Origin of the sequence: Streptomyces sp. NPDC091281 (genome assembly GCF_044757425.1) — a bacterium.
In the GTDB taxonomy this organism is placed as follows: Bacteria; Actinomycetota; Actinomycetes; order Streptomycetales; family Streptomycetaceae; genus Streptomyces.
This window is the reverse complement of record NZ_JBIVUY010000014.1, coordinates 82,035-105,940: the sequence shown is the minus strand read 5'-3', so window position 1 is coordinate 105,940 and position 23,906 is coordinate 82,035. Positions and strand designations below refer to the sequence as shown.

22 protein-coding genes are annotated in these 23,906 nt (G+C 75.1%); 7 read left to right on the top strand and 15 right to left on the bottom strand.

Going from position 1 to position 23,906, the window contains the following annotated elements:
* Positions 1-197: 197 nt before the first annotated feature.
* Positions 198-1,082 (top strand): RNA polymerase sigma-70 factor, encoded by an 885-nt coding sequence (locus tag ACIQPQ_RS30785; RefSeq protein ID WP_401310234.1) that lies wholly within the window; start codon positions 198-200, stop codon positions 1,080-1,082.
* Between the two features lie 273 nt (positions 1,083-1,355).
* Entirely contained in the window at positions 1,356-2,117 is a 762-nt protein-coding gene (locus ACIQPQ_RS30780; protein ID WP_401310231.1) for a GntR family transcriptional regulator, read from the top strand.
* Between the two features lie 131 nt (positions 2,118-2,248).
* Here ACIQPQ_RS30780 and ACIQPQ_RS30775 read toward each other — a convergent pair whose 3' ends face one another.
* The 3 genes from ACIQPQ_RS30775 to ACIQPQ_RS30765 form a co-directional block, all read right to left on the bottom strand.
* Positions 2,249-3,421, bottom strand: a complete 1,173-nt coding sequence (locus ACIQPQ_RS30775; protein ID WP_401310229.1) for an ROK family transcriptional regulator — start codon at positions 3,419-3,421, stop codon at positions 2,249-2,251.
* 133 nt (positions 3,422-3,554) lie between these two features.
* Positions 3,555-4,238, bottom strand: coding sequence for a response regulator (locus ACIQPQ_RS30770; protein WP_401310227.1), 684 nt, complete (start codon positions 4,236-4,238; stop codon positions 3,555-3,557).
* A 285-nt stretch (positions 4,239-4,523) separates the two neighbouring features.
* On the bottom strand, positions 4,524-5,678 hold the full coding sequence (locus ACIQPQ_RS30765) for a sensor histidine kinase (RefSeq protein ID WP_401310224.1): 1,155 nt from the start codon (positions 5,676-5,678) through the stop codon (positions 4,524-4,526).
* A 106-nt stretch (positions 5,679-5,784) separates the two neighbouring features.
* Here ACIQPQ_RS30765 and ACIQPQ_RS30760 point away from each other — a divergent pair, with 106 nt between their 5' ends.
* Positions 5,785-6,705, top strand: a complete 921-nt coding sequence (locus tag ACIQPQ_RS30760) for an ATP-binding cassette domain-containing protein (RefSeq protein ID WP_401310221.1) — start codon at positions 5,785-5,787, stop codon at positions 6,703-6,705.
* A gap of 2 nt (positions 6,706-6,707) precedes the next feature.
* Positions 6,708-7,433: an ABC transporter permease gene (locus tag ACIQPQ_RS30755; protein WP_401310218.1), complete on the top strand. Its 726-nt coding sequence runs from the start codon at positions 6,708-6,710 to the stop codon at positions 7,431-7,433.
* A gap of 30 nt (positions 7,434-7,463) precedes the next feature.
* Here the strand turns inward: ACIQPQ_RS30755 and mug are convergent, their stop codons facing one another.
* From mug to ACIQPQ_RS30710, 9 genes are all read right to left on the bottom strand, one after another.
* Positions 7,464-8,015 (bottom strand): G/U mismatch-specific DNA glycosylase, encoded by a 552-nt coding sequence (gene mug, locus ACIQPQ_RS30750; RefSeq protein ID WP_401310861.1) that lies wholly within the window; start codon positions 8,013-8,015, stop codon positions 7,464-7,466.
* Entirely contained in the window at positions 8,012-9,454 is a 1,443-nt protein-coding gene (purB, locus tag ACIQPQ_RS30745) for an adenylosuccinate lyase (protein ID WP_401310215.1), read from the bottom strand. The genes mug and purB overlap by 4 nt, the downstream gene beginning before the upstream one ends.
* A gap of 76 nt (positions 9,455-9,530) precedes the next feature.
* Positions 9,531-9,785: a hypothetical protein gene (locus ACIQPQ_RS30740; protein ID WP_383771058.1), complete on the bottom strand. Its 255-nt coding sequence runs from the start codon at positions 9,783-9,785 to the stop codon at positions 9,531-9,533.
* 100 nt (positions 9,786-9,885) lie between these two features.
* The gene (locus ACIQPQ_RS30735; protein ID WP_401310211.1) at positions 9,886-10,686 is read right to left on the bottom strand and encodes an SGNH/GDSL hydrolase family protein; all 801 of its coding nucleotides are present in this window, start codon (positions 10,684-10,686) and stop codon (positions 9,886-9,888) included.
* A gap of 145 nt (positions 10,687-10,831) precedes the next feature.
* Positions 10,832-11,851: a hemolysin family protein gene (locus ACIQPQ_RS30730; protein ID WP_401310208.1), complete on the bottom strand. Its 1,020-nt coding sequence runs from the start codon at positions 11,849-11,851 to the stop codon at positions 10,832-10,834.
* Positions 11,848-13,353, bottom strand: a complete 1,506-nt coding sequence (locus ACIQPQ_RS30725; protein ID WP_401310205.1) for a hemolysin family protein — start codon at positions 13,351-13,353, stop codon at positions 11,848-11,850. The genes ACIQPQ_RS30730 and ACIQPQ_RS30725 overlap by 4 nt, the downstream gene beginning before the upstream one ends.
* 221 nt (positions 13,354-13,574) lie before the next feature.
* A complete protein-coding gene (locus ACIQPQ_RS30720) occupies positions 13,575-14,018 on the bottom strand; it encodes a GNAT family N-acetyltransferase (RefSeq protein WP_401310202.1) in 444 nt (147 codons plus the stop codon).
* A gap of 255 nt (positions 14,019-14,273) precedes the next feature.
* A complete protein-coding gene (locus tag ACIQPQ_RS30715; RefSeq protein ID WP_401310200.1) occupies positions 14,274-16,841 on the bottom strand; it encodes an ABC transporter permease in 2,568 nt (855 codons plus the stop codon).
* 4 nt (positions 16,842-16,845) lie between these two features.
* Positions 16,846-17,727, bottom strand: a complete 882-nt coding sequence (locus ACIQPQ_RS30710; RefSeq protein ID WP_401310197.1) for an ABC transporter ATP-binding protein — start codon at positions 17,725-17,727, stop codon at positions 16,846-16,848.
* A 138-nt stretch (positions 17,728-17,865) separates the two neighbouring features.
* On the opposite strand from ACIQPQ_RS30710, the gene ACIQPQ_RS30705 reads away from it, so the two are divergent.
* Together ACIQPQ_RS30705 and ACIQPQ_RS30700 are read left to right on the top strand one after the other, a co-directional pair.
* On the top strand, positions 17,866-18,147 hold the full coding sequence (locus tag ACIQPQ_RS30705) for a toxin-antitoxin system HicB family antitoxin (RefSeq protein WP_383771077.1): 282 nt from the start codon (positions 17,866-17,868) through the stop codon (positions 18,145-18,147).
* A 4-nt stretch (positions 18,148-18,151) separates the two neighbouring features.
* On the top strand, positions 18,152-18,526 hold the full coding sequence (locus tag ACIQPQ_RS30700; RefSeq protein WP_383771080.1) for a fic family toxin-antitoxin system, toxin component: 375 nt from the start codon (positions 18,152-18,154) through the stop codon (positions 18,524-18,526).
* A gap of 90 nt (positions 18,527-18,616) precedes the next feature.
* Here the strand turns inward: ACIQPQ_RS30700 and ACIQPQ_RS30695 are convergent, their stop codons facing one another.
* On the bottom strand, positions 18,617-19,303 hold the full coding sequence (locus tag ACIQPQ_RS30695; protein ID WP_401310192.1) for an esterase/lipase family protein: 687 nt from the start codon (positions 19,301-19,303) through the stop codon (positions 18,617-18,619).
* Between the two features lie 140 nt (positions 19,304-19,443).
* On the opposite strand from ACIQPQ_RS30695, the gene ACIQPQ_RS30690 reads away from it, so the two are divergent.
* Positions 19,444-21,798 (top strand): LuxR C-terminal-related transcriptional regulator, encoded by a 2,355-nt coding sequence (locus tag ACIQPQ_RS30690; protein ID WP_401310858.1) that lies wholly within the window; start codon positions 19,444-19,446, stop codon positions 21,796-21,798.
* Between the two features lie 55 nt (positions 21,799-21,853).
* On the opposite strand, the gene bioD is transcribed toward ACIQPQ_RS30690, so the two are convergent.
* Both bioD and ACIQPQ_RS30680 read right to left on the bottom strand, forming a co-directional pair.
* A complete protein-coding gene (gene bioD / locus ACIQPQ_RS30685) occupies positions 21,854-22,570 on the bottom strand; it encodes a dethiobiotin synthase (protein WP_401310855.1) in 717 nt (238 codons plus the stop codon).
* Positions 22,571-22,572: 2 nt separating this feature from the next.
* On the bottom strand, positions 22,573-23,784 hold the full coding sequence (locus ACIQPQ_RS30680; RefSeq protein ID WP_401310852.1) for an adenosylmethionine--8-amino-7-oxononanoate transaminase: 1,212 nt from the start codon (positions 23,782-23,784) through the stop codon (positions 22,573-22,575).
* Between the last annotated feature and the right edge of the window lie 122 nt (positions 23,785-23,906).

The following is a 23,906-nucleotide window of genomic DNA, read 5'->3' as shown; positions in this document are numbered from 1 at the left end:
TCCTCGTCTGGGCGGCGGAGGCCCGGACCGCCGGGCGGCGGCGTACGCGCGCGCGGGGCGTCCGGGCGTCGGAAACGGGGCGCGGGCCGGGCGCCCGGCCCGCGGAGACAGCTTGTCAGCAATTGCTACCCGCCGGTAGCCCCCGGTGCCGTGGCGCCCCCTGGACACGGCCGGACGCACCGGGATGGGATGGACCCGTGACCACGGACACCACCGCCACCGACGTCTTCGAAGAACACCGCGCCTTCCTGCTCGGGGTCGCCTACCGCATGCTCGGCCGGGTCGCCGACGCGGAGGACGTGGTGCAGGACGCCTGGCTGCGCTGGTCCGCCGCCGACCGCTCCGACGTCCGCGAACCCCGCGCCTACCTGGTCCGCGTCACCACCCGCCTCGCCCTGGACCGGCTGGCCCGCATCCGGACCCGCAACGAGGCCTACGTCGGCCCGTGGCTCCCCGAGCCCTACGTCACCGACTTCGGCGACACCGTCCAGGACACCGCCGAACGCGCCGTCCTCACCGACTCCGTCTCCCTCGCCGTCCTGGTCGTCCTGGAAGCCCTCTCGCCCCTGGAACGCGCCGTGTTCGTGCTGCGCGAGGCGTTCGGCTACCCCTTCGCCGAGATCGCCGCCGTCCTCGACCGCTCCGAGTCCGCCGTGCGCCAGCTCGCCGGACGCGCCCGCCGCCACGTCGACGAGCGCCGCCCCCGCTACGACGTCGACCCCGCCCAGCGCCGCGCGCTGACCGAGCGGTTCCTCGCCGCGGCGGGCGACGGGGACCTGGCCGGGCTGATGGCCCTGCTGGCACCGGACGCGCGCCTCGTCGGCGACAGCGGCGGCAAGGCCAAGGCGCCGCTGCGGGTGCTGGAGAGCGCCGACCACGTGGCCCGCTTCCTCGTCGGCGCCGTCCGCAAGTCCCTGGACGGCCTCACCTTCCGCTTCCTGGAGGTCAACGGCGGCCCCGCCGTCCTCGTCCTGTCCGGCGACCGCCCCGACACGGTCTTCCAGCTCGACGTGGCCGACGGACAGGTCCGCACCGTCTACGTCGTCCGCAACCCCGACAAGCTGCGCGCCCTCGCTCCGTAGCATTCCGGCCGTTCCCCCGGGGCCCCACGGACGCCGCCCGGCCCACAGCCCCCTTCTTTCACGAAGGGGGCTTTGCCGTGATGTCACGAAAACAGCCGAGTGCAAACGCACAGTGAACGCTTTCCGTCGGCACTCCCCGACGCTCCCCCGCACGGCCGAGGATTGGTCTTGACCAAGGGTGGGGGGCGCCCTATCGTCGCTGAGAAGTGAAACAACCTTTAATAAACAAGGGCGCGAAAACGCCGCCGTACCACGGCGATTGCGGAGGACAGGGTGGGGACCACGCAACTGGAATCGGTACCGGAACCGAAGTACTGGCATCTGCGGACCGTGCTGACCGAGGCACTGGAGTCCGAGTTCACGGTGGGGGAGATCCTCCCCAACGAGCGTGATCTCGCCGCGCGCTTCGGCGTCGCGCGCGCCACGCTCCGCCAGGCGCTCGAACAGCTCGAACTCGAAGGCCGCCTCCAGCGCCGCCGGGGCGTCGGCACCACGGTCGCGCCGCCCCGCGTCGGCGTCGACGTCGGCACCGAGCGGCAGACCTGGCCCGGCGCCGCGGACGACCTGTGGGACCCGGTGGACTGCGTGCTCGCGCCCCCGCCGGCGGCCGTCGCGCTCGCCCTCGGCGTCCCGCGCGACCAGCCGGTGCACATGGTGCGCCGCTCCCGCGTCTCCCACGGCCAGCCCGTCGCCGCCGAACTCCTCTACGTCCCGCAGGAGTCGGTGCCCGACCTCCCCGCGATCGACGCCCCGGCCGGGCCCGCCCGCGCGCGGGCGGTGCTGCGCGAGGTGCAGCGCCTGGAGCTGGAGCACGAGGACCGCGCGGTGGAGCTGGGCTCGGCGAGCGCCGACGACGCGAAGGAACTGGACCGCCTCCCCGGCGCGCCGGTCCTCGTCGTCACCACCCGCTTCCACGCCGAGGGCCGCACCGCCGCGCTCTCCGTGGCCACCTACCGCGCCGACACCTGCCGCCTCACCTTCGGCGCGTCGGGCGCCGTCGAGATCCACCACGGCCCGGAACGCCAGGCCTCCTGACCCCCACGCCCCACCTTCCCCCCCACCACCCCCGGCCCCGCTCCGCAGCCCCCTGAACGGCCTGCGGAGCGGGGCCGCGGGCGTGCGGGGGCACCGGCCCCGGCGAAGCCGTCCCCCCTTCGGCCGAGCCGTCAGCCCCGCCCCACCGCCGGGCTCCCCGTCACCGTGCTCTCGACCGCGAAGAGCTGTTCCTCCACGTGGTCCAGGGCGAGCCGCAGGGCGCCGGTGGCGACGGCCGCCTCGCCGAGGAGGGAGAGGGCGACCTTGGGCGGGCGCAGGCAGTAGCGGGCCAACTCCCGCCGCAGCGGCTCCAGCACGCCGTCCAGACCGGCCGCCCAGCCGCCGATCACGACCAGCTCGGGATCGAGGGCGAGGGAGAGCGCGGCGACATCGTGGACGAGCCGCTGGATGTACCGCTCCACGGCTTCCCGCGCCCGAGGGTCGCCTTTGCGGGCCTGGGCGAACACCTCGGCGACGGCCTGCTCGTCGAGCGGGTGGAGCGGCTCGTCGGTGGTGGACAGCAGCGTCTCGGGCGTCACCCCGCGCCCCAGCAGGTGCAGCGCGCCGATCTCACCGGCCGCCCCGCCGTACCCCCGGTGCAGCCGCCCCCCGATCAGGGAGCCCGCGCCGGGGCTGAGGCCCGCGAGCACGAACACCACGTCGTCGGACTCGGTCGCGGACCCCTTCCAGTGCTCGGCGACGGCCGCCGCGTTGGCGTCGTTCTCGACCAGCACCGGGCACTTGAAGGACCGACTCAGCCGCTCGCCCAGCCGCAGCCCCGTCCACTCGGGCAGCGCGGTGCCCAGCCGGACCGTCCCGTCGGCCTCGACGATGCCCGGCGTCCCGACGCCGACGGCCCGCAGCGAGCTGCGCGGGACACCCGCCCGCCGCAGCAGCTCCGCGACGGCGGTCCGCAGCCGTTCCAGCCGCTCGTCCGCCGGGGCCGTCTCGTCGACCTCCTTGGCCTGCGCGCCCAGCACCCGGCCGTCGAGGTCGGCCAGGAGCGCGGCCACCCGATGGGCACCGATCTCCAGGCCCAGCAGATGACCGGCCTCCGCCCGGAACCGGAAGCGGCGCGCGGGCCGCCCCTGCCGCCGGGCGGCACCCTCCTCCGCCACCGTCTCGACCACGAGACCGGCGGTCATGAGATCCTCCACGACCCCTTCGACGGTCGGCCGGGACAGCCCGGTGACCCGGGTGATCTCGGTGAGCGTCGCGCAGTCGGCGGCACGCAGCGCGTGCAGCACCACCGCGGAGTTGATCCTTCGCAACAGCGAGGGGTCCCCGCCGGTCAGCCGCCCCACCGTCCGTCCTCCCAGCTCGTGCGCGTGTGGGGCGGATCGTACTCGGCGCGACGCACCCCGGCGAGTGCGGCCGTCACACCACCGCCACCCACCACGCCCCGACGCGTCCCGCGCCCCCGCGCCCGGCCGTCGCTCACCCCGTCGCCCCGCCCGCCGTCACGAACCCCGACTCGTACGCCGTGATCACCGCCTGGGTGCGGTCCCGGGCCCCCAGCTTGGCCAGGACCCCGCTCACATGCGACTTGACGGTCTCCGTGCCGACGACGAGCCGTGTCGCGATCTCCGCGTTGGACAGCCCACGCGTCATCAGGCGCAGCACCTCCGCCTCCCGTTCCGTCAGCCGGGCCCGCGCCAGCGTCTCCCGCGCCTCCCTGGTGCCCGCCCCGTCGCCCGCTTCCGCGTACATCGCCGCGAGCCGCCGCACAGAGGCAGGGAACAGAAGGGACCCGCCCTCCGCGACCAGCCGTACCGCGTGCACGATCTCCGCCGGGCGGGCCCGCTTCAGCAGGAACCCGTCCGCCCCGGCCCGCAGCGCCCCGTACACGTACTCGTCGTTCTCGAAGGTCGTCACGACGAGGATGCGCGGCGGCTCCGGAACCGTCCGCAGCACCGCGCGCGTGGCCTCGATCCCGTCCATCAACGGCATCCGTACGTCCATGGCGACCACGTCGGGCCGCAGCCGCCGCACCAGCGGGATCACCGCCGCCCCGTCGGCCGCCTCACCGACCACCTCGATGTCCGGCTGGGCCTCCAGCACAGCCCGCAACCCCGCCCGGACCAGGGGTTCGTCGTCGACGAGCAGCACGGTCAAGGACATCCGGCCACCCTAGGGCCTGTCGTTTGGATCACGCCTGGGCCGCGGGGTGTGGCACGCCCTCCCCCAGAGGGGGCACCCCCGGCGGCGTTGTCGTCGGTTGCCGACGCTCCGCGTCGACGCCCTCCTCCGCCTTGCAGCTGCACGCACCACACCCCGCTCACCGGCACTCACCAGGCACCGAGGCCCGAAGCCGGCATGATCCAAACGACAGACCCTAGATCAGCACCACCCAGCCGGAACACCCCGGACCGCTCGACCCGGACCGCGACCCGGCCGCACCCCGGATCACCGCACCGGCAGCTCCGCCCGTACGCGCCACTCGCCCGCGTCCGGCCCTGTCGAAGCCCGCCCGCCGAGCAGCGCGGCCCGCTCGCGCATCCCGCGCAGTCCGCTGCCGTCGGCGGGCCCGGGTCTGCCGTCGGGCAGCGGATTGCTCACCTCCAGGCCGAGGACGTCGCCCGCGACCCCGATCCGGACCCGCACGGGCACCGCGCCCGCGTGCCGCAGCACGTTCGTCAGGGCTTCCTGGAGGATGCGGTAGCCCTCGCGGGACACCGGACCCGGCACACTCTCCAGCGGCCCGGTCAGCGCGGCGTCGACCTTCGCGCCGGACGCGCGCGCCGACTCCAGCAGGCGGTCCGCCTCGGCCAGCGTGGGCCGGGCGGACACCGGTCGCTCCGCCTCCCGCAGCACCCCGAGCACCCGCTCCAGGTCCTCCAGCGCGGCCCGGCCCGTCTCCTCGATCGCGTGCAGCGCGCGGTCGGTGAACCCCGGGTCGCCCGCCGCGCGCGCCGCGCCCGCCTGCACCACCGCCACGGTCAGCGCGTGCCCGATGGAGTCGTGCAGCTCCCGCGCGATGCGGGTGCGCTCCAGCAGTCGGTCCGTACGCTCCTCCAGGGCGGCGAGCCGCTCCGCCGCCGACGGCCCGAGCAGCCCGCGCGCGAGGACCGTCACCACCTGACCGAGGCCGACCACCGCCCCGTACAGCACCACCAGCGGAACCGGGACCAGCAGGCTCAGCCAGCCGTGCGGCTCCAGCCGCTCCAGCACCGGTGTGCCGGTGGCCCGGCGTCCGGCCGCGAGCTGCCCCAGCGTGACGGCGGCCATCGGCAGCCAGACGCACGCGCACACCGTCACCACGCCCAGCGCCAGCCGGAGTTCCAGCCACAGCACCGTCCGCAGCCGGTCCCGCCAGGTCCGCGCCGGAGCCACCGAGAACCCCGGATCGTCCACACCGGGGGTCAGCAGCAGCCGGGCCTGCGCGCCTTCGCCGACCCGCACCGCGGGCACCAGGCCGAGCGGCGCCAGCACCACCGCGGGCACCCACGGATGCTCGGGCCCGACGAACAGCCAGACGCTCACGACCAGCATCGGCACCCACAGGTGCAGCAGTCGTGTGTACGTCGTCCCCCGCAGCAGCGGGCGCAGCGTCCGGCCCATGGGAACAGCGTCGCAGCCGCCACTGACAACGGCCTCCCCCGCGCGGGGGAGACGGACCCCGCCGACGGGGGAGGACCGCCCGCCGCGCGGCCGCCAGGGTGGAGCCATGACGACCCTTCACCTCCGCGACCTCACCAAGGAGTACGGCCCCCGCCGGGCCGTCGACCGCCTCACCTTCCGGGTGCCGCCCGGCCGTGTCACCGGTTTCCTCGGCCCCAACGGCGCCGGCAAGTCCACCACCCTGCGCCTTCTCCTCGGACTGGACCGGCCCACCTCCGGCACCGCCACTCTCGACGGCCGCCCCTACGCCGCCCTGCGCGACCCGCTCCGGCACGTCGGGGCCCTCCTCGACACCGAGGCCCCGCACGGCGCCCGCACCGGCCGCGACCACCTGCGCGTCCTCGCCACGAGCAACCGGATCGCGGCGCGCCGCGTCGACGAGGTCCTGGCCGAGACCGGCCTCGGCGAAGCCGCCCGCCGCCGGGTGCGGACGTACTCCCTCGGCATGCGCCAGCGGCTCGGCGTCGCCGCCGCCCTGCTCGGCGACCCGGCGGTGGTGCTGCTGGACGAGCCGTCCAACGGCCTGGACCCGGAGGGCATCGTCTGGATGCGCGCGCTGCTGCGCCGCCTCGCGGCGGAGGGGCGCACCGTGCTGGTCTCCAGCCACCTCATGAACGAGACGGCGTCCTTCGCCGACCACCTCGTCGTCCTCGGCCGGGGACGCCTCCTCGCGGACACCCCGCTGCGGGAGTTCGTCGACGCGCGCGTCCGGCCCCGCGTCCGCGTCCGGACCACCGACCCGGCCGCCCTCGTCGCCGCCCTGGCCCGGCACGGCCTCGCGGCCGTGGCGCACGAGGACGGCCACTGGACGGTGGACGACGCGCGCGTGGACGACGTCGGCCGCGTCGCGTCCGACGCGCGCGTGCCCCTCCTGGAACTGAGCACCGAGGCGGGCACGTTGGAGCGGGCCTATCTCGATCTGACCGCCGCCGACACGGAGTTCGCGGCCCGCCCCCAGGAGGTCTGACCATGGATTTCACGCCCGTGCTGCACGCGGAGTGGCTCAAGATCCGCACGCTGCGCTCCGCGCTCGCCGTCCTGGCGGCCGTCCCCCTCACCACCGTCGCCTTCTCGGTCCTCGCCGCGGCGGACTCCGGCGGCGACGGCCCGGACGCCGCCGACCCCCTCTTCACCGCCTTCTTCGGCGTCAGCCTCGGTCAGATCGCCGCGGTCGGATTCGGTACGGCGGTCATGGCGGCCGAGTTCCGCGGTGGCGCGCTGCGGGTGTCGCTGGCCGCCGTGCCGTGCCGGGGCCGCTGGTTCGCCGCCAAGCTCACCGCGCTCGCCCTGTCCGTCCTCGCCGCCGGTCTGGCGGGCGGCTTCACCGCACTGGCGGTCGCCGGAGCGGCGTCGGGGGAGCGGGACTTCGGCACCGGGGCGGGCCTGCGCGCGGCCGTCGTCTGTGGCCTCTACCTGACCCTGATGGCCCTGCTCGCGGCCGGACTGACGGCCCTGCTGCGCAGCGCGCCCGCCGCACTCGGCATCCTCGCCCCGCTGCTGCTGATCGTGTCGTTCGTGGTCGGTGACCTCTCCTCGGGCCTCGCCGACCTGCTGCCCGACCGCGCGGGCCAAGTCGCCCTGCACAGCGCCCCGTACGGCACCCTCGGCCCGTGGAGCGGCCTCGCGGTGACCGCGTTGTGGACGGCGGCGGTGCTCGCCCCGGCCGCCCACCGCCTGTGCCACCGCGACGCGTGAGCTGTGAGCCCCGTCAGGCAGCGCGCCCCCTCAGTCCTCCCCGCCCGCAGCGATCCGGAGCCGGGCGAACTCCTCCGCCATCGTCGCCGTCGTCCAATGGGCGTTGAGGCCGCTGGGGTTGGGCAGGGCCCAGATCCTGGTGTCGCCGATGAGCCGGTCCTGCGGGCCCACTTGGGCCGTGCGGTCGTCGAAGGCGGCGCGGTAGGCGGTGACGCCGACGACGGCGAGCCAACGGGGGCGCAGGCGGGCGACCTTGGCGGTGAGGAGGCGTCCGCCCTCGCGGTACTCCTCGGCGGACAGTTCGTCGGCGCGCGCGGTGGCCCGCGCGACCACGTTGGTGATGCCGAGCCCGTGTCCGGGCAGTTCGCCCTGTTCCTCGGGCTTGAGCAGCCTCGGTGTGAAGCCGGACAGGTGGAGGACCGGCCAGAAGCGGTTGCCGGGGCGGGCGAAGTGGTGGCCGGTGGCGGCCGTCATCAGGCCGGGGTTGATGCCGCAGAACAGCACATGGAGGCCGTCCGCCACCACGTCGGGGACGACGCGGTCGCGGGCGGCCTCCAGTTCGGCGCGGGTGAAGCGGGTCAGAGGATGGCTCCGGGGGTGTACCCGGCGGCCTCCGGGCGCTGCTTGACGATCTCCTCGACGCGGGCGACGACGGTGGCGACCTGGTCGGCGGCCGCGCCGGTGAAGGACAGCTTGTCCGCCATCAGGGCGTCGAGCCGGGCGCGGTCCAGGGGGATGCGGTCGTCGGCGGCGAGCTTGTCGAGCAGTTCGTTGCGCTCGGCGCCCCGCTCGCGCATGGCCAGTGCGGAGGCCACCGCGTTCTCCTTGATCGCCTCGTGGGCCAGCTCGCGGCCCACGCCCGCCCGCACCGCGCCCATGAGGACCTTGGTGGTGGCGAGGAACGGCAGGTAGCGGTCCAGCTCACGGGCGACGACGGCCGGGAACGCGCCGAACTCGTCGAGGACCGTCAGGAACGTCTCCAGCAGGCCGTCGAGCGCGAAGAACGCGTCCGGCAGCGCGACCCGGCGCACCACTGAGCAGGACACGTCGCCCTCGTTCCACTGGTCGCCCGCCAGCTCGCCGGTCATCGACGCGTAGCCGCGAAGGATCACCATGAGGCCGTTGACGCGCTCGCAGGAGCGGGTGTTCATCTTGTGCGGCATCGCCGAGGAGCCGACCTGGCCCGGCTTGAAGCCCTCGGTGACCAGTTCGTGCCCGGCCATCAGGCGGATCGTCTTCGCCAGCGAGGACGGCGCCGCCGCCAGCTGCACCAGCGCGGTGACGACCTCGTAGTCGAGCGAGCGGGGGTAGACCTGGCCGACCGAGGTGAACGCCTGCGAGAAGCCGAGGTGTCCGGCGATCCGCTGCTCCAGCTCCGCCAGCTTCCCGGCGTCGCCGCCCAGCAGGTCGAGCATGTCCTGGGCGGTGCCGACGGGGCCCTTGATGCCGCGCAGCGGGTAGCGCCCGAGCAGTTCCTCGACCCGGCCGTACGCGACGAGGAGTTCGTCGGCGGCGGTCGCGAACCGCTTGCCGAGGGTGGTGGCCTGGGCGGCCACGTTGTGCGAGCGGCCCGCCATGACCAGCTCGCCGTACTCGCCCGCCAGCTTCGCCAGCCGCGCGAGGACCGCCACCGTACGGTCGCGCACCAGTTCCAGCGAGAGCCGGATCTGGAGCTGCTCCACGTTCTCGGTGAGGTCGCGGGAGGTCATGCCCTTGTGGACCTGCTCGTGCCCGGCGAGGTCGTTGAACTCCTCGATCCGCGCCTTCACGTCGTGCCGCGTGACCTTCTCGCGCTCGGCGATGGAGCCCAGGTCGACGGTGTCGAGGACGCGCTCGTAGTCGGCGATCGCCGCTTCCGGCACGTCGATCCCGAGGTCACGCTGGGCCCGCAGCACGGCGAGCCAGAGCTGACGCTCCAGCCTCACCTTCTGCTCGGGCGACCAGAGCGTGGCCAGCTCGGCGGAGGCGTAGCGTCCGGCGAGGACGTTGGGGATACGGGGCTTGGCGGGAGCGGAAGTCACGTGCAGGGAGTCTACCGGGCGCGTACGGGACCCCCGTACGGCGGCGTCCCGGCGCCCGGACGGGCGGTCGCCCTGGTCAGCCGGGGGTGGGGCCCCACACGTCCGGCCCGCCGCCGCGCCACTCGATCAGCTCGGACCCCGCCACCGACCGTTCCTCCTCGACCGGATCGTCCCCGCCGGGGCCGCGCGCGAGGTCCGTCCCGGCCTCGCGCAGGAACTCGACCACGTCGAGCAGGCCGTACGCCATCCCCAGGAAGTGGGCGCCGGCCCGCACCCGGCGCCCGCCGTCGGAGCCCGGCGGATAGACGACGACACACGGTACGGATTCCATGCCCCCAGCCTCGGCGGGCGTCGCCCCGCCCGCATCCGGGGGCACCGGGGGAGGGGCCGGGCGGGCGAGTCCGCGCCCGTCACCGCCGAGTCCGCGCCAATCACTCCACCGGCGGGGTCGGGTCGACGTCGTACGGCAGCAGGTCGGGGCGCTTCGCGGGCAGGCCGTCGCCCGAGGAGCGGCCGGTGAGGCGGCGGCTGATCCAGGGCACGAGGTACTGCCGGGTGAAGCGGGCGTCGGCGATGCGGCGGGCCGCCCAGCCCGGCGGGAGGGTGGCGGGCATCGGCGTACGCCACTCGGTGTCCTCGGCCTCGTGGCCGAGGACCTGCCACACCGCCTCCGCGACCCGGCGGTGGCCCTCGGGGTTGAGGTGCAGCCGGTCGACGTCCCAGATCCGGGGGTCGGCGAGGGACGGCGCGCCGTAGAGGTCGACGACGAGGGCGCCGTGCCGGACGGCGAGGTCGTCGACGCAGGCGAACAGCTCCTCCATGCGCGGCCGGAAGCGTTGCAGCACCGGACCGTCACGGCCGGGGCTGCGCATCAGCACGAGCTGCTTGCAGGCGGGCGCGAGCCGTTCCACGGCCTCGGTGAGCAGCCCGCGCACCCGCCCCATGTCGCACTTGGGGCGCAGGGTGTCGTTGAGCCCGCCGACCAGGGTGATGACGTCGGCGCCCATCGCGGCGGCGACCGGCACCTGCTCGTCGACGATCTGGCCGATGAGCTTGCCGCGCACCGCCAGGTTCGCGTAGCGGAAGCCGGGCGTCCGGGCGGCCATCCGGCCCGCGAGCAGGTCCGCCCAGCCGCGGTAGGTGCCGTCGGGCAGCAGGTCCGACATGCCCTCGGTGAAGGAGTCGCCGACCGCGACCAGGCTGGAGTACGGGGGTGTGGTGTTCGTCTGCATGGCGTCTGAGATGGTAACCCGAAGCACATACCCGACGGTCGGTCGGCCTCCGGGGCCCCGGTCCGGGGGACAGCCGCCGTGCCGACCACCGCCCCGGGCCACCATGCAGACCGCCCCCGGCCCTCGTCCACGCGCGCCCAGGCGCCTACGCGGGCTCGGGCTGTCCGAACAGCTCCCGCAGCACGTCCTCCATGGTCACCACCCCGGCGAGCCGCCCGTCGGAGCCGAGGACGGCCGCGAGGTGGGTGCGGCTGCCGCGCATCGCGGTGAGCACGTCGTCCAGCGGCGTCGTCTCCCGTACGCGCGCGATGGGCCGCAGCTCCGTCACCGGGAACGCGGTGTCCCGCGGCGAGGCGTCCAGCGCGTCCTTCACGTGCAGGTAGCCCACGATCCGGCGGCCCTCGTCGACCACCGGGAACCGGGAGAACCCGGACTCGGCGCCCAGCCGCTCCAGCTCGTCGGGCGTGACGCCCACGCGCGCGTAGACGACCCGCTCCAGTGGCAGGACGACGTCCCGCACCGGGCGGCTGCCCAGCTCCAGGGCGTCGTGCAGCCGTTCCTGGGCCCGGTCGTCGAGGAGCCCGGCTTCCCCGGCGTCCCGCACGATCTGCGCCAGCTCCGCGTCCGAGAACGTGGCGGTGACCTCGTCCTTCGTCTCGATCCGCAGCAGCTTCAGCAACGCGTTGGCGAAGGCGTTGATGGTGAAGATCACCGGCCGCAGCGCACGCGACAGCGTCACCAGCGGCGGCCCCAGCAGCAGCGCGGTCCGCACCGGCTCGGCGAGCGCGATGTTCTTCGGCACCATCTCGCCGAGCAGCATGTGCAGATACGTCGCCAGCGACAGCGCGATCACGAAGGACACGGCGTGGCCCGCGCCGGACGGCACGCCGACCGCGTGGAACACCGGCTCCAGCAGGTGCGCGATCGCGGGCTCCGCGACCACGCCGAGGACCAGGGTGCACAGCGTGATGCCGAGCTGGGCGGCGGCCATCAGCGCGGACACGTGCTCGAGGCCCCACAGCACGCTCTTGGCGCGCCGGTCGCCCTGCTCGGCGTACGGCTCGATCTGCGAGCGGCGTACGGAGATCAGCGCGAACTCGGCGCCGACGAAGAAGGCGTTGACGACGAGTGTCGCCAGGCCGATCAGCAACTGGACGACGGTCATCGGTCGGCCCCTTCCGCCTGGCTCCGCACATCACTGCTCTGCACGGCGCCGCTCTTCCTGTGACCGCTCCTGTGACCGCTCCTCACGGAACCGCCCTTCCCGTCCCCCGGGCCTTCCCGTACGGCGCTCGCCGCGCCGTCGGCCCGGCCCGCACCGCTCCCGCCGCTCCGGGCGTCGCCGTCCTCCTCGTCGTCGTGGGGCAGGGGCGCGTGCAGCAGGACGCGGGCGGCGCGGCGTCCGGAGGCGTCCACGACGTCCATCCGCCAGCCGTCCACCTCGACGGTGTCGCCCACGGCCGGGATGCGTCCCAGCTCGGTCGCGACGAGCCCGGCGAGGGTCTCGTACGGCCCGTCGGGGGCGCGCAGGCCGACGCGGGCGAGCTGGTCGGTGCGAGCGGCGCCGTCGGCGGAGAACAGGCGGCGCCCGTCGTCGTCGACGCCCGCGCGCGCCAGGTCGGGCGACTCGTGCGGGTCGTGCTCGTCGCGGACCTCGCCGACGACCTCCTCGACGATGTCCTCCAGCGTCGCCACGCCCGCGGTGCCGCCGTACTCGTCGATGACGACGGCCATCGTCCGCCGGCCCGACAGCCGGTCCAGCAGCCGGTCCACGGTCAGCGACTCGGGCACCAGCAGGGGTTCGCGCATGATCTCCGCGACGGGGACGCGGGTGCGGCGGTCGCCGGGGACCGCGAGGACGTCCTTGATGTGCGCGGTGCCGACGACGGTGTCGAGGTTGCCCCGGAACACCGGGAAGCGGGACAGGCCCGTCGCGCGCGTCGCGTTGGCCACGTCCTCACAGGTCGCCTGCGCGTCGAGGGCGATGACCTGGACGCGCGGGGTCATCACGTTCTCCGCCGTCAGGTCGGCCAGGTTCAGTGTGCGGACGAACAGCTCGGCGGTGTCCGCCTCCAGGGCGCCCTCCTTGGCGGAGTGCCGGGCCAGCGCCGCCAGCTCCTGGGGGCTGCGCGCGGTGGCCAGCTCCTCGGCGGGCTCCAGGCCGAAGCGGCGCACCACCCGGTTGGCGGTGTTGTTGAGATGCGTGATGAAGGGGCGGAACGCGGCGCTGAACCAGCGCTGCGCGTTGCCGACCCGCTTGGCCACGGCCAGCGGGGTGGAGATCGCCCAGTTCTTCGGCACCAGCTCGCCGACGACCATCAGGAACACCGTCGACAGGGCCGTGCCCAGCACCAGGGCGAGGGAACTCGCCGCGCCCGACGACAGCCCGACCGCCTCCAGCGGACCGGAGATCAGCTTGGCGATCGACGGCTCGGCGAGCATGCCGACCACCAGGTTGGTGACGGTGATGCCGAGCTGGGCGCCGGAGAGCTGGAAGGTCAGCTGGCGCACGGCCTTGAGGGCCCCGGCCGCGCCGCGCTCGCCGCGCTCGACGGCCCGCTCCAGCTCGCCGCGTTCGACGGTGGTCAGGGAGAACTCCGCGGCGACGAACGCACCGCACGCGAGCGACAGCAGGATCGCCACCAGCAGAAGGAGTACTTCGATCATCGGTTCACCTCCGTCCCATGATCGGACAGGGCGGGGAGGATCGCGCGACGTCGAAGGCGTCGGGTACTGGGAGGCTCGCCCATGGGCGGACGCTCACACCTTTCTGGTGCTCGGGGAACCGGCGGGGACCGGTACGGCCGGTCGGGGCCGGTGACGGGACCGGCGGCACGACCGGCCTCCTCAGGGTAAAGGGTCGGCAAAGGGTAACCGGTGGTGCCGGTTCAGCCGCCCAGCGGCCGCACCCAGCGCCGCCAGTGCTCCTCGGGCGTGTACCCCGCCGCACGCCAGGCATGGTGCGCGCGGGCGTTCCGCGTCAGCACCATCGCGTCGGCCCGCCGCCCGCCCAGCCGTACGAAGCGTTCCTCGGCGGCGGCGAGCAGCGCCGTCCCGATCCCCTGCCGCCGCAGATCCGCCCGCACCGCCAGCCGGTACAGATGGCACCGCCACCCGTCGAACCCCGCGATCACGGTCCCCACCAGCACACCGTCCCGCTCCGCGAGGAGCAGCGCCCCCGGGTCCCGCCCGACGAGCCGCGCCACCCCGTCGAGATCGTCACTGATGCTGGCCCCCTCGGCGGCGCCCTTCCAGAAGGACAGCACATGGTCGAGGTCGTCGGCGGTGGCGGCCCGCACCCGCAGCCCACCAGCACGAAGAGAGTCATCCATACCCCGACCCCAGCACCCCCGCCCCGGAGAAACCGAACATTCCACACTCCGGACGGGACGGGCCGCCTGGTAGCTCCTCCGGCGTCCGGACGCCCCAGGCACCTCCTCTTTCAGCCCGTCCGGCGTTTGAGGACGAGGCCCCTTCAGGGCCGACAGCGGGGGCGTGGGGGCGGCAGCCCCCACAACGCCCACACCAACACCCGCACTTCTCCAACCCCCCCTCCAACAGCGCACCCAACCGCCCCACCAGCGGAGCTACTCGTGGGCGATGGCCCCCAGCACGTTCATCCGGGACGCCCGCAGCGCGGGCAGCAGTGCCGCCACCACGCCGATCACGGCGGAGCCGAGGACGACGGCGACGATCGTGCCCCAGGGGATCGTGAGGGCGGTCATGCCCTGGAGGGCGAGGATCTGCTGGACGCAGACGCCCCAGACGAGGCCGAGGGCGAGGCCGAGGAGGGCGCCGCAGACGGCGATGACGACCGATTCCAGGCGGATCATGCGCCGTAGCTGCCGTCTGCTGAGTCCGATGGCGCGCAGCAGCCCGATCTCGCGGGTCCGTTCGACGACGGACAGGGCGAGGGTGTTGACGACGCCGAGGACGGCGATGACGATCGCGAGGCCGAGGAGGGCGTAGACGAGGTAGAGCAGGACCGCGATCTGGTCGTGGACGAGTTCCTTGTAGTCGGCCTGGTCGCGGACCTGGACCTGCGGATACGGGTCGAGGGCGCGCTCCAGCCGGGGCCGCAGCGTGTCGGCGCCGGTGCCGGGTGCCGCGTTGACGTACAGCCCGGACTCCTGGCCGCCGGGGATCTCGCGTTCGATCGTGGCGATGCCGAAGAAGACGCCGCCCTGCATGCCGGGGCCCTCGGTGGCCTCCTGGTCGGTGAGGGCGCCGACGCGGTAGGACCCGGTGCGTCCGCCGGGGAACTCGACGGGCAGCACGCTGCCGACGCGCACGCCGTGGTCCTCGGCGAAGTCGACGTCCATGCCGAGCGCCCCGTCGGCGAGGGCGGCGGCGGTGTCGCCGCGGGCGTAGGTGACGTGGGCGACGTCGTCGACCTGGTCGTCGTAGCCCGCCGCGGTCGTCTCGACGCGGTCGCCGTCGGGCAGCCGCAGCGCGACGGGCGCGAACCGCTGCCGTACGACGAGGCCGACGCCGTCGGTGGCGCGGACCGCGTCGGTGACCTCGCGGGAGAAGGGGGTGAAGTTGGCGTTCTGGACGACGAAGTCGGCGCCGAGCGTCTGGTCGATCTGCTGGTCGAAGGATGTCGACATGGAGGCGCTCGCCACCGACATGCCGCCCACCAGCGCGAGTCCCACCATCAGCGCGGACGCCGTGGCGCCGGTGCGGCGCGGGTTGCGCAGGGCGTTGCGGCGGCTCATGCGGCCGACGGCGCCGAACACGGCGGGGAAGGCCGCGCCGAGCACCCGGATGACGGGCCGGACCAGGAGGGGTCCGGCGACGACGGTGGCGACGAGGGTGAGGACGACGCCGAGCCCCAGCAGGGAGGACGCGGTCGCGGTGCGGGATGCGGCGGCGCAGCCCGCCAGGGCCGCCGCGCCGAGCGCGCCCACGACGGCTCCGGCGACCGCGCGCACCCGCAGCGGCCGTCCGACGCCCGCGACCTCGGCGTCCGCGAGCGCCGCCATCGGCGACACGCCCGCCGCGCGCCGGGCGGGCAGGTACGCGGCGACGAAGGTGACGCCGACGCCGACGACGTAGGCCGCCACGGGGGTTCCCCAGCCGACGACCATCTCGGCGGTGCTGAGGTTCATGCCGAACGCGCTCATGAGGCGGATCAGTCCGGCTGCGAGTCCGATCCCGGCGGCGAGGCCGACGGTGGAGCCGACCAGGCCCAGCAGGACCGCCTCGGTGAGGACGGAGCGCCGCACCTGGCGGCGGTCGGCGCCGAGCGCGCGCAGCAGACCCAGTTCGCGGGTGCGCTGGGCGATCAGCATCGAGAAGGTGTTGACGATCAGGAAGACGCCCACCAGGACGGCGATCCCGGCGAAGCCGAGCATCACGTACTTGATGACGTCGAGGAAGCCGCCCAGGTCCTCGGCCGCGGACTTCGCCTGCTCGTCGGCGGTCCGCACCTCGTAGGGGCCGGTGCCCACGGCGGCGGCGACCCGCCCCTTCAGCTCCTCGTCGCTCACTCCGGGCGCCGCCTCGACCGACACCGACGTCGCCCGGTCGGCGGAGCCCAGCAGCCGTGCGGCGGCCACCGCCGGGTCGAGGTAGACGAGGGCGGCGCCGGGGTTGGTGGTGCGGAAGGTGGCGATGCCGACGATCTCGACCCGGAACGATCCGGGCTGCGCCAGCACGGTGAGCGTGTCGCCGGTGCGGACGTCGGCGCGGTCGGCGGTGTCGGCGTCGAGGACGGCCTCGCCCGCGCCGCGCGGGGTCCGGCCCGAGGTCAGTTCGACGGCGCTGCGGTCGGTGACGTACCAGTCGGTGGCGAGGGTGGGCGCGCCCGTGGTGGGGCCGACGGACTCGTTGCGCCGGTCGACGACGGTGATGTTCTCCACGCTGACGTCGGCGTGCGCGTCCGCCACGCCCGGCACGGCGGCCACCGTCCGCGCGAGGGACGCGGGCAGGGTCTGCACGGCGCCGCTGGGCACCGAGGAGGTGAGGTCGTCGCGGGGCTGCACCGTCACGTCCGCCGCCGTCGACGCGAAGAGCCGGTCGAACGTGCGGCCCACCGTGTCGGAGAAGATCAGCGAGCCCGCGACGAACGCCACCGACAGCACGACGGCGAGCGCGGACAGCAGCAGCCGTCCCTTGTGCGCGAGGAAACTGCGCAGGGTCGCCTTGAGCACCCGGTCAGCCCTCCTCGACGGCCGGACCCGCCACCGGACCCGCCGCCGGGCCTGCCGCCGGGCCTGCCGTCGGAGCCGTCCCGGGCCCCGCCGCCGGACCGGCGGCCTGCGCCCGCACCAGGTCGAACCGCTTCATCCGCTCCAGCACCGCGTCCGCCGAGGGCCGCTCCATCTCGTCGACGATCCTGCCGTCCGCGAGGAAGAGCACCAGGTCGGAGTGGGCGGCGGCGCCCGGGTCGTGGGTGACCATGACGACGGTCTGCCCGAGCCCGTCGACCGCCTCCCGCAGGAACGACAGCACCTCCAGGCCCGCCCGCGAGTCCAGGTTGCCGGTCGGCTCGTCCGCGAAGATCAGCTCCGGCCGGGAGGCGAGCGCGCGGGCGCACGCCACCCGCTGCTGCTGCCCGCCGGACAACTGCGACGGCCGGTGCCCGAGCCGGTCGCGCAGCCCGAGCGTGTCGATGACGCGGTCCAGCCACTCCCGGTCGGGGGCGCGGCCCGCGATGTCCATCGGCAGCGTGATGTTCTCGGCCGCCGTCAGCGTCGGGATCAGATTGAACGACTGGAACATGAACCCGATCCGGTCCCGCCGCAGCCGGGTCAGCTCCCGGTCCTTCAGCCCGGTGATCTCGGTGTCGCCGAGCCACACCTGTCCGGCCGAGACGGTGTCCAGCCCGGCCAGGCAGTGCATCAGCGTGGACTTCCCCGAGCCGGACGGGCCCATCACCGCCGTGAACCGGCCGCGGGCGACGTCCACGTCCACCGAGTCCAGGGCCAGGACGGTCGTCTCACCGGTCCCGTAGGCCTTCGTCAGGGCGCGGGCACGGGCCGCCGCACCGCCGTCCGGGGCCCGCCCGGGGCGGTGCTGCGCAGCGGATGCGGACACGGCTGGACTCCTCGCTCACGGGGATGTGCCGACTCGTCGTCCCGGCCGAGCGTAGTGTGACCCGCCCCACACCCGGTATCCCTTTTCGGTACCGGACCCGCCTTGCCGGTGCTAGCACATCGGCGCTAGCTTCGAGGTATGGCGAAGACCCAGCTGAACGTACGCGTGGACGAGGGCACGGCCAGGGCCGCCCGGGAGCGCGCCACCGCGCGCGGCATGAGCGTCAACCGCTACATCGAGGAACTCGTCCGGCAGGACACCGGCGAGGCGGGCGCGACCTTCGTCGAGGCCGCCGCCGACTTCATGCGGCAGTACGAGAACGTCTTCGCCGAGGAGTTCGGCACCGCCCGCGAGGGCGGTGTCCACGAGCCCGGTGTCCGCGAGCCCGGCGCGCCCGGTACCGCCGCGGCGGGCCGCTGACCCGTTGAGCGACCTCACGATCGACCTCGCCTGGCTGCTGATGATCGCCGAGCAGAAGACGCCGGGTGACCCCCAGGTCACCGACTGGGGCGCCCTGGTCGCGGCGGTGGCCCGGCACGACGCCGAGATCTTCGACGTCCCGGTCTACGACACCCCGCAGGCCCGCGCCGCCGCCCTGCTCCAACTCCTGCTCCACGTGCCCGCGTTGGAGCGCTCCAACGCCCTCTTCGCCTGCGCCGTGGCCTACGCCTACCTGGTGGCCAGCGGCCTGAAGGTCGCCACCTCGCCCGAGCAGGTCCGCGATCTCGCCCGGCTGGTGAAGAACGGCGAGGCGACGGTCCGCGACATCACCCGCGAACTGCACCGCTGGAGCCGCTGACCGCGCGCCCCGCACCCTGCCCGTGGCCCGACTCCCGTGCCGCACAAGGGAGTCGGGCCACGGGCCAGAGCCGCCCGGCCGGCGCACCGGCTACCGCACGAAGTCCCGCACCCGCTCGTACACGCCCCGGTCGTTGTTGGTGGCGGTGTGCCCGACGCAGCCGACGTCGACGTTGACCGCGCCGCTCAGCAGCGCCGAGGAGTCCGGGTTGATCCCCTCGTCGCAGTGCGACCAGAAGCTGCCGTAGTTCACGTCGCCCGGCGTCTCGTCCCCGGCGTTCAGCGCGTTGAGGAACGCGCTGCCCGGCTGCATCTCGGCGCAGGACGGGTACAGCCAGCCGCACACGTACGCGATCGACGTCCCGTGGTTGGTCCCCGCGACGGAGACGTAGTCGTCCACGTACGCCGTCCCGCCCAGGTTCTTGAGGTAGTAGCGCGAACTCATCACGCCCATCGAGTGCGCGACGATGTCCACCTTGCGCGCGCCGGTCCGCGCCAGCACGTTCTGCACCACCGTCGCGACCTCGCGGGCGGCGACGACGTTCGACTTGTCCCAGGTGTACGAGGAGGCGTCCAGCTCGGCCGCCGGGTAGCCGTCCGCCGCGAAGAACCCGAGCCAGTCGTCCCAGCTGCCGCGGTCACTGCTGATGCCGTGCACGAACACGATCGGGTCGCGGTCCGCCGCCCGCGCCGGGGACGCGCACAGCGTGAGCGAGACGAGGAGCGCGGAGAGCACGGCCGACAGGGCCGCGGCGAAGCGGCGCTGGTGGCGCTGCATGAAGCCTCCCGAGACGGGTGGGGACGCCAGGAGAGTCCGGCGTGGTCGCCAGGAGTCTCCGGCCCGCCGACCGCCCCCCGCATCGGTGAAATCGCCGGTCTTCCCCGGCCAAGTAATCTGTCGATAAGCTCAGTTGAGTGGTGACCCCGGTGAACCCCCCACCTCTCGGCCGCACTTCGCCACCGCACTTACCGGCCCCGCCCGTACGCCCGGCGTCCGCGCGTCCGGCGTCCGCGCTCCCCGAACGCGTCCGCGTCCGGGTCCTTCGCCTCGTCCACGGCGACCCGCGCGCCGCCGCCGAACTCGCCGCCCGCCTCACCGACCGCCAGGCCGCCGGACACGACCCGCTGCCCGTCGAACCCGCCGACCTCGCCCCGCAGGTGCTGCGCGCCCGCCGCCGCGCCCTGCGCGCCCTCCCCGACGACACCCGCCGTCTGCTCCTGCTCGCCGCCGCCGACCAGCAGCCCGCCACCACCCCGCACTCCACCGCCGGCCCGCACCCCGCCGGGCACGCCTTCCCGCGCGCCGTCGCCGCCGCCCGCCTCGACACCCGTTGCCTCGACGCCGCCGAGAACGCCGGACTCGCCCACGCCACCGCCGACGGCGTCCGCTTCATCGACCCCTGGACCCGTACGGCCGTCTACGAGGCGGCGTCCCCGGCCGACCGCCGCGACGCCCACCGGCTGCTCGCCCGCGTGCTGCGCGCACCGGCCGAGGCCGTCCACCGGTCCTGGCACCGGGGCGCGGGCGCGCTCGGCCCCAGCGGGCGGCTCACCGCGGAGCTGACGGCCGCCGCCGCGCAGGCCCGCGCCACCGGCGACCCCGCGCTGTCCGGGGCGCTCACCGAACGCGCGGCAGCCCTCAGCGCCGACCCGCGCGAACGCTCCCGGCTGCTCGCCCGCGCCGCCGCCGACGCCTGGAGCGCGGGCGACGGCAACCGGGCCCGCCTCCTCGCCGCCCGCACCCCCGCGGGTCCCTCCGACGCCCTCGCCGCCGTCCTGGCCCTGCGCACCGGCCACGCCGAGGACGCCTTCGACGCCCTGCTCACCGCCGCCGCCCGGCCGACGGCCGAGGCGGGGGCCGACATGGGGGCTGAACGACACGACGTACGGGCGACCCCCCGAGCCGCCACCCCGCCCACCACCGTCCCCCGCACCCCCGACCTCACCGCCCCCGACCTCACCGCCCCCGGACTCCTCGCCCGCGCCACCGAGGCCGCCCTCTACACCGGTGACCTCGCCCGGTGCCGGGAGGCCGTACGGGTCGCCGGACGGCTGGGCGTCGAGCCGCCCGGCGTGCTCGGCGGGCTGGCGGCGGCCGTCGAGGGCCGCTACGCCGACGCCCGGAACCTGCTGGAGACGGCCGCCCGGTCCGCGCCCGACGACGACCCGACCCTCCTGGTCCACGCGGGCATCGCCGCGCTGTTCCTCGGCGACCACCGCCGCGCGGCCGACGGCACCCGGCGGGCCACCGCGGCGGGCCGCGCCCTCGGCCAGGTCCCCGCGGTCTCCCAGGCCCTGGAGTTCCGCGCCTACGCCGACTTCTGGACCGGCCGCCCCCGCACCGCCGAGGCCGCCGCCCTCGACGCCCTGCGCCAGGCCCACCTCACCGGCCAGGACACCGGCGCCGCGCACCTCCAGGCCGCCCTCGCGCTGTTCGCGGCGCTCACCGGAGACGCCGACGTCTGTCGTGAACGCGCCGCCGCGGCCCGCTCGTACGCCCTCGGGCACGGCCTCGGACTGCCCGCCGCGCTCGCCCAGTGGGCCCTCGCCCTGCTGGACCTCGGGCGGGGCCGCTTCGACGCCGCCGCGGCCCGGCTGCGCGCCCTCGCCGCCGCCGGACCCGGCCTCGGCCACCCCGCGATCCGCCACCTGGCCGTCCCGCACTACGTGGAGGCCGCCGTCCGCACCGGCGACCTGCGGGCCGCCCGCACCGCGCACGCCGCCTACGACCGCTGGGCCGCCGCCGTCCGCAGCCCCGACGACCTCGCCCTCAGCGCCCGCTGCCGCGCCCTGCTCGCCCCCGGCGCCGAGGCCGTCGACCACTACCGGGCCGCGCTCGCCCTCCACGCCCATGGCACCCGCGCCCTCGAACGCGCCCGCACCGAGCTGCTGTTCGGCGGCGCGCTGCGCAGACTCAGACACCGCACCGAGGCCCGCGAGCGGCTGCACGGCGCCCTGGAGGCGTGCGAGGCCGCGGGCGCCCGCGACTGGGCCGACCGGGCCCGCGCCGAACTGCGCGCCCTCGGCTCCCCGGCGGCCACCTGCCCCGCCCCGGACGGCGGACGGACCCGCCCGACCGCCCGACAGCCCCTGACCGCCCAGCAGTCACTGGTCGCGCGGATGGCCGCCGAGGGCGCCACCAACCGCGAGATCGCCGCCCGCCTCGCCCTCAGCCCGCGCACCATCGACCACCACCTGCGCGGCGTCTTCACCCGCCTGGGCATCCGCTCCCGCATCGAACTGGTCCGCCTGCTGGCCGAGTACGGAGACTGACCCCGCCGCTCGGGCGCCCTCAGGGGTGCCGCCCGGCCTTCCTGGAGCGCCGTTCCTACAGTGCCGCCCGGCGCCGGAACGCCTCCGCCGCCCACACCCCGTCCAGCCGGGGCGCGAGCCAACCCGGCGCCGACGTACGGAAGTCGGCGGGATCGAGGGAGCCCACCCCGGCGGGGACGACACCCAGCAGCGGGGCGGCGGCCACCTCGGGCAGGTCGGTGACGTTGCACCGCATCGCCAGATCGGGGGAGTCGGGCCAGGAACCGATCACCACGCCCAGCAACTCCACCTCACGCGACCGCAGTTCACGGGCCGTCAGCTCGGTGGTGTTGAGGGTGCCGAGCCCCGCCGTCGCCACCACCAGCACCGGCGCCCGCAGCAGCGCCGCCGCGTCCGCCAGGTTCCCGCCGTGCTCGTCGAAGCGGACCAGCAGACCGCCCGCCCCCTCCACGAGCACCAGATCGTGCGAGGCCGCCAGCTTCGTCGCCGCCTCCGCGATCTCCCGCGGGCCCACCGTCGGCGCCCCGGCCCGCCGGGCCGCCGTCGCGGGCGCCAACGGCTCGGGATAGCGGGCCAGTTCGGCGGTCGTCACCCCGCCCGCCAACCGCGCGACCTCCGCGGCGTCGCCGGGCTCGTCCGGCCGTACACCGGTCTGCGCGGCCTTCAGCACGGCGACCGAGCGGCCCGCCGCGACCGCGGCGGCGGCCACGGCCGCCGTGGTGACGGTCTTGCCGACCTCCGTGCCCGTCCCCGTGATCACCAGGATCGGCATGCTCATCCCTCCCGCGCGGCGGCGCACACCGCGCGCGCGATCCGTGCCAGGTCCGCGTCGTCCGTGACGTACGGCGGCATCGTGTAGACGAGGTCGCGGAACGGCCGCAGCCACACGCCCTCGCGGACGGCCGCCGCGGTGGCGGCCGCCATGTCCACGGGCCGGTCGAGCTGGACCACCCCGATCGCGCCCAGGACGCGCACGTCCCGCACGCCGGGCAGCTCCGCCGCCGGGGCCAGACCCTCCCGCAGCCCGGCCTCGATCCGCTTCACCTCCGCCCGCCAGTCCTGCCCGAGCAGCAGCTCCACCGAGGCGCAGGCGACGGCCGCCGCGAGCGGGTTGCCCATGAACGTCGGCCCGTGCGCCAGCACCGGCACCTCGCCCCGCGCGATGCCCGCGGCGACCCGCGCCGTGCACAGCGTCGCCGCCATCGTCAGATAGCCGCCGGTCAGCGCCTTCCCGACACACATCACGTCGGGCGTCACCCCGGCGTGCTCCGCCGCGAACAGCGCGCCCGTGCGCCCGAAGCCGGTGGCGATCTCGTCGAACACCAGCAGCACGTCGTGCGCGTCGCACGCCTCCCGCAGCACCCGCAGATAGGCGGGGGAGTGGAACCGCATCCCGCCCGCGCCCTGCACCACCGGCTCCACGATCACCGCGGCCAGCTCGTCGGCGTGCGCGGCGACGGCCGCCCGCAGCTCCCGCGCGTACGCCTCGTCGTACTCCTCGGGCGGCGCGCCCACGAAGACCTGCACGGGCAGCACCCCGGTCCACAGGTCGTGCATGCCGCCGTCCGGGTCGCACACCGACATCGGCTGCCAGGTGTCGCCGTGGTAGCCGCCCCGCCAGGTCAGCAGCCGCCGCTTGCCGGGGCGGCCGAGCGAACGCCAGTACTGGAGGCACATCTTGAGCGCCACCTCGACCGACACCGACCCCGAGTCGGCCAGGAAGACATGCTCCAGCCCCTCGGGCGACATGTCGACAAGGAGCTTCGCCAGGCGGACGGCGGGCTCGTGGGTGAGCCCGCCGAACATGACGTGACTCATCCGGTCGAGCTGCGCCCGCGCCGCCGCGTCGAGCACCGGGTGGCGGTAGCCGTGGATCGCCGACCACCAGGACGACATCCCGTCGACCAGCTCCCCGGAGCCGTCGGCGAGCCGCAGCCGGACCCCGCTCGCCGACTCCACGACGAGCGGTTCGGCCCGGCCCGGCATCGGCCCGTACGGATGCCACACGTGGCGCCGGTCCAGATCCAGCAGCTCCGGCACGCCCAGCCCGGTCGCGGCGAGGCCGGGGGCGGTCGGGTCCGCCCCCGGTCCCGTGGTGCCGTTCAGGT